Raw genomic sequence first — 13,818 nt, 5'->3', positions numbered from 1 at the left:
TAAGGTGAAAGAATCCATTATTTAGGAGATACAATTTCAGCCGAAACTGAAGCGCCTTGACGAAGCTTTTGAATGCCTTCGTACACGATTTTCTGTCCAGGTTCTAAGCCCGAACGCACCGCTACATTGCTGCCCAAAAGGCTACCAAGCTTAAGTTTTTGCTGGCGTACAGTGTTGTCGTTTTGTACTACATACACAAAGTATTCGCCCATTTGCTCGGTTACAGCTTTGTAAGGAATTACAATTTGCTGGCCGTAGTCTTGGTTAATCACTCTAAGAGAAACAGACATACCCGGAACCAAATCTCTGTTCGGGTTAGGGAATTCTACTCTTAGTCTAATTGTACCAGTTTGGCCACCTATTGCGCGGTCCATAATGGTAAGTTCACCCGGCATTGGATAAATGCTGCCATCGCCAAGTTGTATGGTGAAAAGGGAGTCTGGGTTGTTTTCTGCATTCATCAACCTGTTAAAGCGCGGAATCTCCTTTTCGTTGGCTGTAAAGTTTACCAAAATAGGATCGTCCGAAGAGATTGTGTTTAACAATGGTTGACCTGGAGAAACCTGAGCGCCCAAACGCACATTTGAAATGCCAATGGTACCCGCAAATGGCGCGGTTAGGGTAGAGTAACGCAAGTCTGTTTCGGCACTGTTTAGCTGTGCTTTGGCAGCAGTAAGCTGCGACTGTGCAGAAAGCAAATCTGCTTTGGCATAATCAAGCTGCTGAGCCGCAATGGCATCTTGCTCAATTAGTCTTTCGTAGCGTTCTACGTCTTTCTTAATTCTTGCCAAGTTCGATTCTGCAATGGCTACATTGGCTTCGGCTTGCTCTTTGGCTGCTACGTATTTGGTTCTATCTACCTCGTATAGCTTTTGGCCTTTCTTTACTTGTTGGCCGTCTTTTACAAATATTTGGGTAATGTAACCGCTAATTTGTGGCCTAATCTCTACCTCGTTGAGCGGTATTACGGTAGCCGCGTATTCGTCAATGGCCGATATATGTTGCTTTTGCACCTGTACGGCTTTTACCGGTACAGCTTGTGGAGCTTGTTGCTGCACTGCAGCCTTGTTATCCGAACAAGAATATATAGTTGTAAGCAATAAGGCTCCCAATGCAAATATGGTCGTCTGTTTTTTCATGCTAGTTTGTAGGTTATGCTTTATCAATTGATTTCTATGTTTCCGAGTGCTTTTTCCAAGTCTAGCTTGCTTACAAGTAGTTGGTAAATAGCGTTGTAATGGTTGAGCTGAGCTGTTCTCAGTTCTGTTTCTGCCACAATTAGGTCTACATAAGCTTTTATGCCTTCATCGTATTGCAGCTTAATAATGTCGTACACTTCGCTGGCCATCTCCATGTTCTCACGGATAATCTGCCACTCAAAGTAGTTACTCTTATAGTCGGCCAAAGCGCCTTCGTACTCTGTATTGATCTGACTTCTTAAGTTGATCAGGTCGATTTGAGAACGCTCTTCTTTTAGCTCAGCAATGTGAATATTTTGGGTTCTTTTCCCTCCCTGAAAAATTGGAAGGCTTAAAGAAAGGCCAACTGCTGAAGTAGGATAGGACTGTTCGTACAACGATGAAAAATCATTGTTGAAAAACAGCCAGTTGTAATTGTAATAGGCCGAAAGGGTAGGGATGTAAGACCATTTTTCGTAGTTGGTTTGAATGTTCAACAAATCAACTTGGTTTTCGAGAAACTGGTACTCAACCCTGTTTTCTACAGACAAAGTTTCTGTGGTGTCAGCAAAAACTTGCTGTTCCATCAGGTCATAATTGTAATCGAGCGTAAACTCCTGTTCTTGCGGAAAGCCCATCAACTGCTTTAGGTAGAAGAACTTAGAATTGAGTGAATTTTTAACCCGATTTCTGTTACTCATTACGTTGGAAAGAGAGATGCTTGCGCGCTGATAGTCAGTTTTATCAACAAGCCCAGACTCGTAGCGGTTACGGGCATCGTTATATTGCTTCTGTAACCTGCTCAGGTTTTCGTTCAGAATATTCAGTTGCTCGTATGTCAACAGTATGTCGTAATAGGCTTTGCTCACATTTACCGCTGTGCTAATCTTAACTTCCTCAATGTTTTTGGTTAGCCCAGTTCTTATGTTGTCAGCAGATTTTGATGCAAACAATTGGTCTCTATTAAAGAGCGTTTGGTTTACCTGTAGCAGAAGGCTGGAGTTGTACTTCTGGCCAAATGCAATCAGGTTACCATCAATGGCTTGCGTTCTTAATTTAATATTGTCGTCAAGCCCAAATGTGGTAGATATTTGAGGGAACCAACCGGAGAGGCTAGACTTAATTTCGCGCTCGCCAATTTCCTCATCGATAAGCGATTGCTTAATGGTGGGGTTGTTTTTAAGCGCAAACTCCACACATTGCTCTAATGTAAGCTGTTGTGGTAGCGGGGTTTCGGTTTGACCTTTTGAAATACTTGGCCAAAACAAAGCCCATAGTGCCAGCAGCATTATATGCTTTTGTTTGATCATATTAAGTGTTTTATAGATTTAGTTTTGTTACTTTTTTATTGCATCCCAGACCATGTCGGCCAGTTTGTTTAGGTCGACAGCGCGCTGGTTAATCTTGTGTTGAAAGCTGGTTCTTACGAGTGTAAGAGAGCTCAAGCTGCCCATAACCATAATTACATGTAGGTCGGTAGCAATGTCTTTTAAATACCCTTGGTCAATTCCTTGCTGAACAAAACTGTGCAGCCAGTCATGCCAGTCATCTTGCTCGAGCTGCTTTTCTGCGGTGTTGTAAGGAGAGGACCTAAATTGCTCGAAGAACTTGTGTATTTCCGGATGGTCCATGTAGTGCTTATCAAGGGCATTCCAGAAATTGTGGTATCGCTCTTTAAAATCTTTTTGGTCGTTGTCGGCATTAAGGGCAACCTGAAAAAGGCTGTTTTTAACGTAGTAATAAAGCCCGTTTATCAACTCATCTTTGCTTTCGAAGTAGGTGTAAATAGTGCCTGCTGCCACACCGGCATTTTTGGCCACCATACTCATTGGGCATCCATGAAAACCGTGCTCATAAATTAACTTGAGCGCACTTTCCATTACCATTTTTTTCTTCTCAGCTAGTTTTTCTTCCATCCTGATTCTCGACTGAATGAACGTTCAATCATTCTTGAGAATTAATAGTTCCCATTAGCATGAAAAAGTTCCGTTAGTTAAAAGATTTGTATGGAATAGGAGGCTGTCGAGTAGCCAAAATGGTTGCTTGATGGAGTATTAATAAGGATGGAAGGCTCTTTAGATTCTTGGTTATGTAGGTACCAAAAAGCAAAGCCCGACAATTGCCGGGCTTTAGGTGAATCTAAATCTAAAAATAGGTGATTACCAACCAGTGCGGTAGTCTCTGCGCACGTATTGGTTAGCTTCGTCAAAGTTCGTCACTTTCATATTGTCACCATCCCATAAAAGCTTAATGTAACGGCCCGGATACTCCCAGTTATTTCCGTTTTTCTTACGAACATCAAAGCTTCTAAGTGCTAGGTTACCCATAAGTATGCTCTCTGTTAGTGGTCCTGCAATATCAAAGTCAGAACTACATTCTTTTTGTTTATAGCCCGCCATGGCTGCGTTTACCCACTGTACGTAGTGTCCTTCAGGTACACGAGCAATGGTTTCAGGTACATTCACCGCTTCGTTCAATTCTAGTGGAATTAATCGCGGGTTAATGCCGTAGGTGCCGCACATCATAGTACCGCGAGTACCCTTGATAATTACGCCATTTCCACCATCGCCCATTTGTTCGTTGGCGCCTAGTTCTTCTGGACGTGGCGGCTGTATTCCACCGTCCATCCAGTGTAGTTTCAGCTCTGGCTGGTCTTCTCTGGCGGGAAAGTCGAGTGTAATGTGCGAAGAAGGAGGACAGCTTTCAGGGAAGTAACCTCTTCGGAATTCGCCCACGTAAACTGAACCTACAGATGCTTCTACACCAGTAGGGTAGCCTAACTTAAGTGTTTTAAAGGCAGGCTCTATTATATGGCAAGCCATGTCGCCAAGTGCTCCGGTTCCGTAGTCCCACCAGCCTCTCCAGTTAAACGGCACTAGGTTATCTACATATTCTTTGTAAGGGGCGGTGCCCAGCCAAAGGTCCCAGTCTAGTTCCTTAGGTACTTTTGCCTTTTTCTCGGCAGGCCACTGTATACCCTGAGGCCAAACAGGTCTGTCCGTCCAACACCAAACCTCGGTAGCATCGCCAATTAGGCCAGCCTGATACCATTCCTGCATTTTTCTCACGCCATCGCCCGATGCACCTTGGTTACCCATTTGGGTTACCACCTTATATTTGTGTGCTGCCTCGGTCATTTCTCTGGCCTCAGCAATGTCGTGGGTAAGTGGTTTCTGCACGTAAACGTGTTTACCACGTTCCATAGCCGCTAACGACTGAATGGCGTGCATGTGGTCTGGGCTCGAAATGGTAACACCATCAATGTTGTTTTCTTTTTCGAGCATTTCGCGATAGTCCTTATAATAATTGGCATCGCTCCAGTCTTTCACAGCTCTTTCCGCCCTTCTGTCGTCCACATCGCATAGGGCTACAATTTTAACTGCCGGACTCTTGGCGCATTCGGCCAAGTCAGAATAGCCCTTTCCGCCCACACCAATACCTGCTAAGTAAAAAGTATCTGAAGGTGCGCGAAAGCCCTTACCAAGTACGTGGCGTGGTACTATAGTAAAGCCTGCACCGGCTATCCCCATGGTTTTAATAAAGTCTCTACGAGAGTTCTTTTCGGTTTTTTCTTTCATAGGATTTTCGATTGAGTATTGGAAAATAATATAGATATAATCTTCCGAAATTCTCCGTTCGCAATCGTTTGAAAGGGAAGTTAAAGGGGTAGGCGGTATATACTCTTTGGCTCAAGTCTTTTCTTAGAGGTACCTGAGTTTAGCTTGAAAGTTGTAAGGGCTGTCAATCGGTTAATGAGTTGCGGAAGCCTTTGCTTTCTGTTAAAAAAGGAAAAGAAATAACCAGTTTCTGTTAACAAATGTATAAGCGGGTTAACAAAAGTTAAACCCGGCACACAGGCTATAAACCTTTGTTTAAATGGGGCTGTCAGAGGGGTAAACAAATACTACTGACAAATGGAAAGTATAAACAGGAGCTTTAATACCTTAATTTACAAGCCTTCAATAACCCTTGAAGCTACCGTTAAGATAATTGGCCAATCCGACCTCTTTGAAGTTGTTCATGTTACAGCTTCGGTCGCTCAGATATTCCACACACTAGCAGTAATGAAAATTGATGTAGTTTTTCTTTCAGATACAATATCTATAAAGGATCTACAGACAATGAAAGAGGCTTACCCTGAGGTGGCCATTGTAGTTTACTGCAACAGCGAAAACCAGAACGTAAATACAAGCCTTTTGAACTTTGCCACTGATGTGGTTACACTTCCACTGCAGCCGGCTTGCTTGCAACTTATTGCTTTTAGGGTAAGCCAAAGCCTAAGGATCGGGGCATCAACACCTAGTTATTGCGATTCTGTAAAAGTACGAGATGGCGGTACCACTCGAATTATCAGCACAACTAAGATCAAATACATAAAATCAGAGGGTGAGTACATTAAGTATTTTACTGACGATACCAGTTATCTGACGCTTGGAGCCCTCAAAAAGGTGTCCTCAACTTTGCCTGCCAATTATGTGCAGGTGCATCGGTCCTATATTGTAAATACTGAATATGTAACCAGTATTTCCGGCCATGAACTTACGGTGCTTAATGGCGAGAAAATTCCTATTGGCCGTACGTTTCTTCACGAGGTAAGAAACCTTATTCTGTAAGCAAAACTTAACAGCCATTAACAAACTGAAGCTGTTTACTGAATTATGTAAGCACTTGCTGAATTCTTTCCTAGGAGAAGATTCCCACCCATAGTTTTACCTAAAATTTAAACAATGAAGTTATTTCTTAAGGCCTGTGCTTTACTGGCAGTCCTATGTATATATGCTTGTGAACAACCCATTGGTATTGCACCAGATGGGGCTTTGGATGATGTTTTTGATGTAAATGTTTTAGATACCTTTTCTATAAAAACTTATACTGAAATTGAAGATTCCATTGTAACATCTTCTCCTGCCAGGTTCTTAATAGGTGCTGCCAGTTTTGATCAAACAGGTACCGTATACGCTCAGAGTTTTTTGAACCTTAGACCAGCGTCTCTTTTGGAGTTGGATGAGGATATGAAATTCGATTCTCTTTATCTCTACCTGTATTTTAATGAGGCACTGACGCTCGAAGAAGAGGCTAGGGATTATACAGTACACTTGATTAAGCCGGTTAATACTGAAGAGTTAGAAGTTGAATACTACAATTTCGACTCAATGCCTTTTATCGAAGAACCTGTCGGGACTTTTACATATTCCCCAACAATGGAAAAAGGTGATTCCATTCCCGTTAAAATATCTGGATCAGTTGGTGAGACACTTTTTGCTTTAGCTCTACAGGGCGAGGTATATAGCGGTAATTCCAATTTTTTGAATCAATTTACTGGCTTTGCCATTCGGCCAGGTGATGATAATACAGACCAAGTTATCAGCTTGTTGAATACCAGCTATTCTTCTGAAAATGAGGTTGCAGGAACGGTGACTAAGTTGAGAATGTACTATCATGAAGAAGCGGACTACTCATCTTCTGAGTACTTCGACTTTTTCAATTCATCGAATTATGTTTCGTTCAATTCCATCACAGCGAGTTTAGAAGGTACCGGTTTAGCAGGGCTAGCAAGTGGTGCAAGGTTTTCTTCAGAACTTACTGGTAACATTAGTTATGTAAAGGCGGGTGTAGGTATTTATTCGAGAATTGAATTGCCATATGTAGAGAAGTTAAATGAACTCAGTAAGAACTACCTGTTCAATTCAGCCATTTTAGAAGTTAGCCCACTCAGGGGCACCTATTCGCAATCCATGCCATTGCCCGATTCACTCGCGGTTTTTCTTACCAATGAGCTGGAAACAACCGGGACTTTTGATTACAACGATTCAGGAGCAGAACAATACTTTATATACAGCGGGCTCAGTTACGATGAGGAATTGGGTGAGCAGGCCGTGTACTCTTTTGACGTAACAGATTTAATTCATGCACAACTCGCAGATAATGGAGCGCATGAATTCAGTATGATACTTACACCGCCAACCTCTACAGTTTTGTGCTCATTTGAACAAGTACAATTACCTAACTCAAGTCATGAGCAGGCAGGTGTTAAACTAAAATTATATATGACTAAAGTTCTAACAGATTATGAATAAGTGCATGAGAATTAACTTTTTTAAAACATTGTCTCTGGTATTGTTACTGGCGACACTGAATGCTTGTGACAACGAGTATGAGTCTACACCTGAAGATGGAAATTGGGTAGAGAAGTCTGATTTTGAAGGGGCAATAAGGAGTGGTGCAGTCTCTTTCGTTATTAACGGTATTGGCTATGTTGGTACAGGGTACAATGGTGTTGATAGATTGAATGACTTTTGGTCTTATGATCCGAGTAGAAATACATGGGTGAGAATTGCTGAGTTCCCTGGAGCTGCTAGAAATGGTGCCATTGCCTTTAGTATTGACGGAAAAGGCTATGTGGGCACTGGCTATGATGGGGTGAATTACTTGAAAGACTTTTATGAATATGATCCATTGACCAACCAATGGACACAATTACCAGATTTTGAAGGAGTGGCTAGGCATAGTGCTTTTGGTTTGGGAATTGATGGCAAGGGCTATGTAGGTACCGGCTTTGATGGAGATAATCAGCTGAAAGATTTTTGGGCGTTTGATCCTACAACTAACTCATGGGAACAAATGACAAGCGTAGGGGGCTCAAAACGAATTAACCCAATTGCTTTTACCATAGATGGAATGGCGTATGTAGGTGGAGGGGTGCACAATGGCGCTTTTCAAGAAGATTTTTGGCGATACAACCCAAGTAGTGATAGTTGGGAGGAGTTAAGCGATTTGGATCATAGTACATATGGAGATGATGATGTAATGCGATCTGAAACCGTAAGTTTCGTTTGCCATGGCAAAGCTTATATTTCAACAGGTATTGGTAATGGTACCCTTACCAGCACTTGGGTGTATGACCCAAGCGATGGCTACTGGTCCGAGATGACAAGTTTTGAGGGAACTGCAAGGCAAGGCGCTACAGGTTTCAGTATTGATGATGTTGGTTATATAGTTACTGGACGAAATGGCTCATCTCGATTCGATGATATATGGGCTTTCTTCCCATTAGAATCGTACGATGATGAAGATTAATACTTTGTTGTTTAATGGAGTGCGGCAGCAATGTCGTGCTCTTTTTTTAACAACCCCTCTAGTATGTTTTGTTAAAGTAGAAACCACCAGAAATGGTGGTTTTTTGTTTTCAGGGGAGTAGGTTTTGTTCTAAGAAATAAAAAAAGCCCACTCAAATTAATGAGTGAGCTTTTGGTGGGCCCACCTGGGCTCGAACCAGGGACTTTCTGATTATGAGTCAGATACTCTAACCAACTGAGTTATAGGCCCTTTTCAATTGCTTAAGAAAGCCGTTGAAAATTGGAGTGCAATGTTACATATTTGACTTTAATTAAACAACTCTAAATGAAACCAGATTTAACTAAAATATCATCTGTCATCTTCGATTTGGGTGGAGTGATTATCGATCTCGATATGGACGCTACTTATAAGGCCTTTGCAGACCTTTCAGACCTAACTTTCGAGCAAGTAAAGGAGTTGGCTGCCAAGGAGGATTTCTTTCTGAAGTATGAAGTAGGAGAAATAGACGACCCAACTTTTAGGGCTCATTTAAGAGAACACCTAGAGTTTACTGGTGAAGATGGACATTTGGATGCAGCCTGGAATGCCATGCTAGGAAAGATTGACAAGGATAAATTGGAGCGAATAGAGCAAATGGCGCAAAAGTATAAGCTGTTTGTTATGAGTAATACCAACGAGATTCACATCCGTTTCTTTAACCGGTTGGTGAATCATATTTCTCCAAATAAGCCTTTTCACAAGTATTTTACAGAGGTATACCTTTCGCAAGAGGTAGGGGAGCGCAAGCCTAATCCGGGTGCTTGGCAGGTAATATTGAACGATCATCAATTAAGTCCGGAAACCTGTTTGTTTATTGATGATAAACTAGAAAACATTGAAGCTGCTGAAAAGCTTGGTATTGTTGGCTACCAAAATGTAAGCCCTAGAGATTGGCTGGAACTGTTTGCTTAAGCAGTTTCCAGTTCTCTGTAGGCCAAAATGCCACCGCAAACATTCACCACATTTTCAAAGCCCTGAGCGGTAAGGTACTTTTGTGCTTGTCCGCCACGGGCGCCACTCTTGCAGTGAATAATAATTTCTTCGTTTTTAAGCGGAGCCAATTCCTCCAAATGCTTAGGTAGGTCTCCCAGTGGAATACATTTAGCACCAATATTGTCTTCATCATATTCCCAGTATTCCCTTACATCAAATAGGTTAATCTGTTCTCCTGAGTTTATGCGTTCTAAAAGTTGTTCTACTGTAATTTCCTTCATATCACTGGTTCAAAATCACCCGTTTCGAAACGGTTCTTCCTTCACTTGAAAACTTGAGCAAATATATGCCATTTTTATTTTTTGAGAGGTCTACCCAAGTGCCATTGTTCCCTTCGGAAGTGGTGAAAATGCCTGGCTGGCCGTAATTGTCGAAAACTTGTATGTTCTTCGCTGTGGAGTTGATAAAAAATCGGCCTGAACTCGGGTTGGGGTAAATTGCTACATCAGGAGCAGATTCGTTACCAGGTTGAAAGCTTGCAGCAGTAGCTTTGTCGAACCTTGGTCTCATTAAAAAGCTACCCTGAACCTCGGTATTTGCTTGCCATGTACCACTTACATTATAGTGCATTTTATCCCCAGTGTCGTTGTTCTTGTCGAGTCCTATAGCCAAAAACTCATTGGTGCCTTGCTGATAGCCAATAAAGAAAGTGCCTTGCACATAGACTGGCGTATCGAGTTCATAAGCTTTTAGCTCACCAATTTCGCTTGCACGTTGTACCGAATAGGAATTTTGGAATAGAACTGACTCAGGAGCTTGGTCGAGTGCTGACCAAACGAACAGTTCAATTGGCTCCCCAGCTTGCTGTACAAACGGAAAGTTAATATCTATATGCGTGAGTAGTGCTTCTTGTTCCACATTGAATTCATAAGCCAGCTGCCCACCGCGCTGGTTAATGCCAGCAGCATAGTCCGGTTCGCCATCATCGTAGGCGTAATAGTCATTTAAAACCGTAACCATCTTTACCGTATCGTTAATTCTGTAATCAACATTAAAGTTGAATACAGTGTCAACTCCGGGGTTAATACTTTCAATAAAGTAATTGTCTCCAGAACGAATAAAGTAATTCGTTTCTAGTAAAAGCGAATCGGCATCGCTATCCAGGTTGTTCGGGTTAAGTGCCGGAGAGGTAAAAGTTCTTCGTTCAAAAGCTCCGGGAAGGGGTGAGGCCACCACATTGTCATTCAACCTTTCAATTTCATTTCCGGTAACAAGGTCTGTTACTATGGTTGAATATAATACAGGCTGAAAAACACTGTTGAGGTTATAGAACTCCGCATTCGTTTCTTGCAAGTAAGTAGCCGGACTAGCGAAAAACTGATCGATAGGCATTGCGCTGTAAGGCGTAGTAAGAAATGATGGTTTTCTGGTCAAAGCGCGATCTAAGTAGGCAATGTCGTTTTCGTGGCGCGAATCGTTCAGGAAAATGTAATCAACTAACCAAGTGTCATATGGGCCGGCTAGGCGAGAATATGCCTGAAACCTAAACTGAAAATCGGTATGGAAGTATGCTTGGTCAACCTGTATAAGCTCTTGGGTAAAGTCATCAAACGCGTTGTTTGTTCCGCCTGTTTTAGACCACACTTGGTTCCACTGGCCGCTTATGTCTTTAAATAGCAGCACCAGCGAATCTTGACTGTCGGGTAATTCGCCTCGGCCATTAGCCTGCCAAAAAAAACTGAGGTAAACCGAATCGGCCTGATCGGCACCTACAGTCGATAGATTAATTGGTTGTGAGGTGAGGCTATCAGTAGCGCCATTCAATAAACTGTTTGCGTTGTAGGCAACACCGTTGGCATCTACACCATCGAATAAGGCCACATTTAGTGTTGGCGCATTTATACCCGTGCTATTCGTTATTCTGACAACCTCAGCATTTTGCCATTTTGTTGGGTTGGGCACTAAGTAGTCCGTTGAGAAATCTTCCCAAAAAGGTATGTCAAGTGCGTTTGTTGCATTAACGCCTTTAGCTGCGGTGGTAATTGTTTTGCTGGCTTTGCTTTTAGGTGCAGGTAAAGTAACCTCCATAATTTGAGCTTTTACCCCCAAACCAATAAAAAGCACCAATATGGTTAAAGCAGCTCTTAGCACATTTGAACTATTGTTGCTCCGGTTGTTCCTCTTCTTCAGGCAACTCTTCTTGGCGGTTAATCCAAATTTCTACCAAGTCGCCAGTTCTTATGCTTCTACCTTGTGGCGGTAGTTGTTTGTAGACCAAATTAGCCGGAACCGTATCGTTTTTAATGAAATTGATTTCGTCAAGTTTCAAGCCAGAAGCTTCGATTTGAAAGCGAACTTCAGCCAGCGTTTTTCCCAGAAAGTCTGGGGTAGGAAAGCTTTTAATGCCTTCACCATTTCCAATTTCTAAATCAATGGCCGATCCCTTGTAGATCATGGTGCCCATGGCTACATCTTCACCTTTTAGTTTTTGTGATATTACAGCGTTTACCCTTCTGTCTGGCACATAAGTAATTTCACCTCGCTTTAACCCATTGCTTAACAGAATGTCTTCAGCATTGGGTAGGTCGGTGTTAATAAGGTTGGGCATGCGCACCTGTGGGGGAACCTTGGCATTTAGGGTAAGATAAATTTTTCTATTCTCCTTTACTTTAGCCCCAGGTTTTGGGTTTTGGCTTAGAATGTAAAACGGATCGTATTCTTCGGAATAGCCTGAATCGCTCATTACCTCGAAACCAAGGTTGCGGTTGGTTAACAACTCATTAATATCATCGAAAGCCATTCCTTCTAAATCGGGTACCGTAATGGTTTCGTTGTGGTTTGTGGTGGCCGGTAGGTAGATGTAAAAAAAGAACAGCAGCATTACTGCGCCTATTCCTACCATTATGCCAACATTCTTAAGAAAACTGTAAAAGTTGAAGGGTTTATTGCTCATCTGAAATTAGTAACGCAAAGCACTGCCAATAATTTTAAGACAGTTTGGCAAAGATAATTATTTCAACAGAGTGGCAAATGTATGCTGCCGATTAATCAATCGGCTTGGGTGGCAATTCTAGCAAAAGCTAATGTAAGGCGTGTTCTGATCGATAGAGGTAACTGAAGGGGAGCAGTAGTAAGTTGGCCAATGCAATTATCCATTGGCCAATATTTTGTTACTGTGCTTCAGCTACATTTACTGCAACAACTCCTTTAAGTTCAGGAATGTCCCGCTTCAGTGCTTCTTCCACACCGGCTTTCATTGTCATAGGAGACATCGGGCAGGTTCCGCAGGCACCCTCCAACTCCAACTTTACAATCAGGTCATCGGTAATTTCGAGCACTTTTACATTGCCACCATCGGCAATCAAAAATGGCCTGATTTTCTCCAAGGCTGCTTCAACTCTTTCCAACATATCGTTAAGCGTTAATTTCTACTTTCTTCGTTTCTTTTTTCTCAGCGTTCCGAATAGCAATTCGTTGTGCTGTAGACTCGGCTACTTTGGCAAAAGCATCGGCAACAATGCCTTCCTTCATAATGGCTGGGTAGCCCAAGTCGCCTCCCTCTCTTATGCCTTGTACCAACGGAATTTCTCCTATAAATGGTACGTCAAAACGTTCGGCTAACTTCTTTCCGCCTCCTTGTCCAAAAATATAGTATTTGTTATCAGGAAGCTCTTCTGGCGTAAAGTACGCCATATTTTCTATCACTCCAAGTACCGGCACATTGATCTGCGGCTGCTTGAACATGTTTAATCCTTTTTGTGCATCGGCTATGGCCACCTTTTGTGGGGTGGTTACAATTACAGCACCCGTTACAGGTACAGTTTGCACCAATGTAAGGTGAATGTCGCTTGTGCCAGGAGGCAGGTCAATCAATAAGTAATCTAGCTCGCCCCATTCCGTATCGGCAATAAATTGTTTTAGTGCACTACTCGCCATTGGGCCTCTCCAAACCACTGCATTTTCTGCAGGTGTTAAAAAGCCAATGGAAATTAGTTTCACACCATATTGCTCAATTGGCATTATCAGGTTCTTTTCACCCACCTTTTTAATGCCCGGTTGCTCATGCTCACAGTTGAACATGGTTGGCATAGATGGTCCAAAAATGTCGGCATCAATTACCCCAACTTTGGCACCAGACTTGGCTAGTGCAACTGCTAAGTTTGCTGTAACAGTAGATTTACCTACACCACCTTTTCCGGAGGCTACGGCAATAATGTTTTTTACGCCTGGTAAAAGGGGAGTGTTGTCTCGTGTGGTAGTTACATGAGAACTCATTTCTACTTCCACTTCAATGTCTTCTCCCAAATGTTTTTCAATGGCTTTAAGACAGTCGTTTTTAATCAACTCCTTCAGTGGACAGGCCGGGGTGGTAAGCATTACCGTGAAGGCCAGTTGGTTCCCTTCAATCTGAATATTCTCAATCATGCCTAGCGTAACCAGATCCTTTTTAATGTCGGGGTCTAGCACATGACTAAGGGCTTTCAGCACATTTTCTTTCGTCAGCTCCATGGTAATTAATTCAGCTGCAAATAAACAGCATTCGTTTGACTTTTCTAATAACAGCGTTTGGTAATATTAGTTCACGGGTTAG

13 protein-coding genes and 1 tRNA gene are annotated in these 13,818 nt (G+C 42.4%); 4 read left to right on the top strand and 10 right to left on the bottom strand.

Annotation, left to right across the window (positions count from 1 at the left end):
* Positions 1–17 precede the first annotated feature (17 nt).
* The 4 genes from BMW98_RS16055 to BMW98_RS16040 all read right to left on the bottom strand — a co-directional run bounded on the left by BMW98_RS16055 (position 18) and on the right by BMW98_RS16040 (position 4,756).
* Positions 18–1,139 (bottom strand): efflux RND transporter periplasmic adaptor subunit, encoded by a 1,122-nt coding sequence (locus BMW98_RS16055; protein ID WP_090259778.1) that lies wholly within the window; start codon positions 1,137–1,139, stop codon positions 18–20.
* Between the two features lie 23 nt (positions 1,140–1,162).
* Entirely contained in the window at positions 1,163–2,488 is a 1,326-nt protein-coding gene (locus BMW98_RS16050; protein WP_090259777.1) for a TolC family protein, read from the bottom strand.
* Between the two features lie 27 nt (positions 2,489–2,515).
* Complete coding sequence (locus BMW98_RS16045; RefSeq protein ID WP_090259775.1) at positions 2,516–3,094, bottom strand: TetR/AcrR family transcriptional regulator; 579 nt, start codon at positions 3,092–3,094, stop codon at positions 2,516–2,518.
* Positions 3,095–3,337: 243 nt separating this feature from the next.
* On the bottom strand, positions 3,338–4,756 hold the full coding sequence (locus tag BMW98_RS16040) for a Gfo/Idh/MocA family protein (RefSeq protein ID WP_090259773.1): 1,419 nt from the start codon (positions 4,754–4,756) through the stop codon (positions 3,338–3,340).
* A gap of 336 nt (positions 4,757–5,092) precedes the next feature.
* On the opposite strand from BMW98_RS16040, the gene BMW98_RS16035 reads away from it, so the two are divergent.
* From BMW98_RS16035 to BMW98_RS16025, 3 genes are all read left to right on the top strand, one after another.
* Positions 5,093–5,791 carry a LytR/AlgR family response regulator transcription factor gene (locus tag BMW98_RS16035; RefSeq protein WP_090259771.1) on the top strand — a complete coding sequence of 233 codons (699 nt, stop codon included), beginning with the start codon at positions 5,093–5,095 and terminating at the stop codon, positions 5,789–5,791.
* A 114-nt stretch (positions 5,792–5,905) separates the two neighbouring features.
* Entirely contained in the window at positions 5,906–7,255 is a 1,350-nt protein-coding gene (locus BMW98_RS16030) for a DUF4270 family protein (protein ID WP_090259770.1), read from the top strand.
* A gap of 4 nt (positions 7,256–7,259) precedes the next feature.
* Complete coding sequence (locus BMW98_RS16025) at positions 7,260–8,255, top strand: Kelch repeat-containing protein (protein ID WP_170836525.1); 996 nt, start codon at positions 7,260–7,262, stop codon at positions 8,253–8,255.
* Positions 8,256–8,427: 172 nt separating this feature from the next.
* Here BMW98_RS16025 and BMW98_RS16020 read toward each other — a convergent pair.
* Positions 8,428–8,504, bottom strand: a tRNA-Ile gene (locus tag BMW98_RS16020).
* 75 nt (positions 8,505–8,579) lie between these two features.
* Here BMW98_RS16020 and BMW98_RS16015 point away from each other — a divergent pair.
* Positions 8,580–9,206: an HAD family hydrolase gene (locus tag BMW98_RS16015; protein ID WP_090259765.1), complete on the top strand. Its 627-nt coding sequence runs from the start codon at positions 8,580–8,582 to the stop codon at positions 9,204–9,206.
* On the opposite strand, the gene BMW98_RS16010 is transcribed toward BMW98_RS16015, so the two are convergent.
* The 5 genes from BMW98_RS16010 to BMW98_RS15990 all read right to left on the bottom strand — a co-directional run bounded on the left by BMW98_RS16010 (position 9,203) and on the right by BMW98_RS15990 (position 13,736).
* Positions 9,203–9,508: a rhodanese-like domain-containing protein gene (locus tag BMW98_RS16010; RefSeq protein ID WP_090259764.1), complete on the bottom strand. Its 306-nt coding sequence runs from the start codon at positions 9,506–9,508 to the stop codon at positions 9,203–9,205. The two genes, BMW98_RS16015 and BMW98_RS16010, sit on opposite strands and share 4 nt — an antisense overlap.
* Before the next feature lies 1 nt (position 9,509).
* Positions 9,510–11,315, bottom strand: a complete 1,806-nt coding sequence (locus tag BMW98_RS16005) for a T9SS type A sorting domain-containing protein (RefSeq protein WP_139177614.1) — start codon at positions 11,313–11,315, stop codon at positions 9,510–9,512.
* A gap of 70 nt (positions 11,316–11,385) precedes the next feature.
* Positions 11,386–12,180 carry a PASTA domain-containing protein gene (locus BMW98_RS16000; RefSeq protein ID WP_090259760.1) on the bottom strand — a complete coding sequence of 265 codons (795 nt, stop codon included), beginning with the start codon at positions 12,178–12,180 and terminating at the stop codon, positions 11,386–11,388.
* Between the two features lie 217 nt (positions 12,181–12,397).
* On the bottom strand, positions 12,398–12,637 hold the full coding sequence (locus BMW98_RS15995) for a NifU family protein (protein WP_090259758.1): 240 nt from the start codon (positions 12,635–12,637) through the stop codon (positions 12,398–12,400).
* Positions 12,638–12,641: 4 nt separating this feature from the next.
* The gene (locus tag BMW98_RS15990) at positions 12,642–13,736 is read right to left on the bottom strand and encodes an Mrp/NBP35 family ATP-binding protein (RefSeq protein WP_090259756.1); all 1,095 of its coding nucleotides are present in this window, start codon (positions 13,734–13,736) and stop codon (positions 12,642–12,644) included.
* Between the last annotated feature and the right edge of the window lie 82 nt (positions 13,737–13,818).

Origin of the sequence: Roseivirga pacifica, from assembly GCF_900111145.1 — a bacterium.
Lineage (GTDB): Bacteria > Bacteroidota > Bacteroidia > Cytophagales > Cyclobacteriaceae > Roseivirga > Roseivirga pacifica.
The sequence above is the reverse complement of the archived record's forward strand: the minus strand, read 5'-3'. Positions and strand labels throughout refer to the sequence as shown.

Excerpts from the sequence above, each read along its gene's own strand:
- BMW98_RS16055 (WP_090259778.1), bottom strand. The coding sequence starts at position 1,139 with ATGAAAAAACAGACGACCATATTTGCATTGGGAGCCTTATTGCTTACA.
- BMW98_RS16025 (WP_170836525.1), top strand. The coding sequence starts at position 7,260 with ATGAGAATTAACTTTTTTAAAACATTGTCTCTGGTATTGTTACTGGCG.
- BMW98_RS16015 (WP_090259765.1), top strand. The coding sequence starts at position 8,580 with ATGAAACCAGATTTAACTAAAATATCATCTGTCATCTTCGATTTGGGT.
- BMW98_RS16030 (WP_090259770.1), top strand. The coding sequence starts at position 5,906 with ATGAAGTTATTTCTTAAGGCCTGTGCTTTACTGGCAGTCCTATGTATA.
- BMW98_RS16010 (WP_090259764.1), bottom strand. The coding sequence starts at position 9,508 with ATGAAGGAAATTACAGTAGAACAACTTTTAGAACGCATAAACTCAGGA.
- BMW98_RS16050 (WP_090259777.1), bottom strand. The coding sequence starts at position 2,488 with ATGATCAAACAAAAGCATATAATGCTGCTGGCACTATGGGCTTTGTTT.
- BMW98_RS16005 (WP_139177614.1), bottom strand. The coding sequence starts at position 11,315 with ATGGAGGTTACTTTACCTGCACCTAAAAGCAAAGCCAGCAAAACAATT.
- BMW98_RS16035 (WP_090259771.1), top strand. The coding sequence starts at position 5,093 with ATGGAAAGTATAAACAGGAGCTTTAATACCTTAATTTACAAGCCTTCA.
- BMW98_RS16040 (WP_090259773.1), bottom strand. The coding sequence starts at position 4,756 with ATGAAAGAAAAAACCGAAAAGAACTCTCGTAGAGACTTTATTAAAACC.
- BMW98_RS15990 (WP_090259756.1), bottom strand. The coding sequence starts at position 13,736 with ATGGAGCTGACGAAAGAAAATGTGCTGAAAGCCCTTAGTCATGTGCTA.
- BMW98_RS16000 (WP_090259760.1), bottom strand. The coding sequence starts at position 12,180 with ATGAGCAATAAACCCTTCAACTTTTACAGTTTTCTTAAGAATGTTGGC.
- BMW98_RS15995 (WP_090259758.1), bottom strand. The coding sequence starts at position 12,637 with ATGTTGGAAAGAGTTGAAGCAGCCTTGGAGAAAATCAGGCCATTTTTG.
- BMW98_RS16045 (WP_090259775.1), bottom strand. The coding sequence starts at position 3,094 with ATGGAAGAAAAACTAGCTGAGAAGAAAAAAATGGTAATGGAAAGTGCG.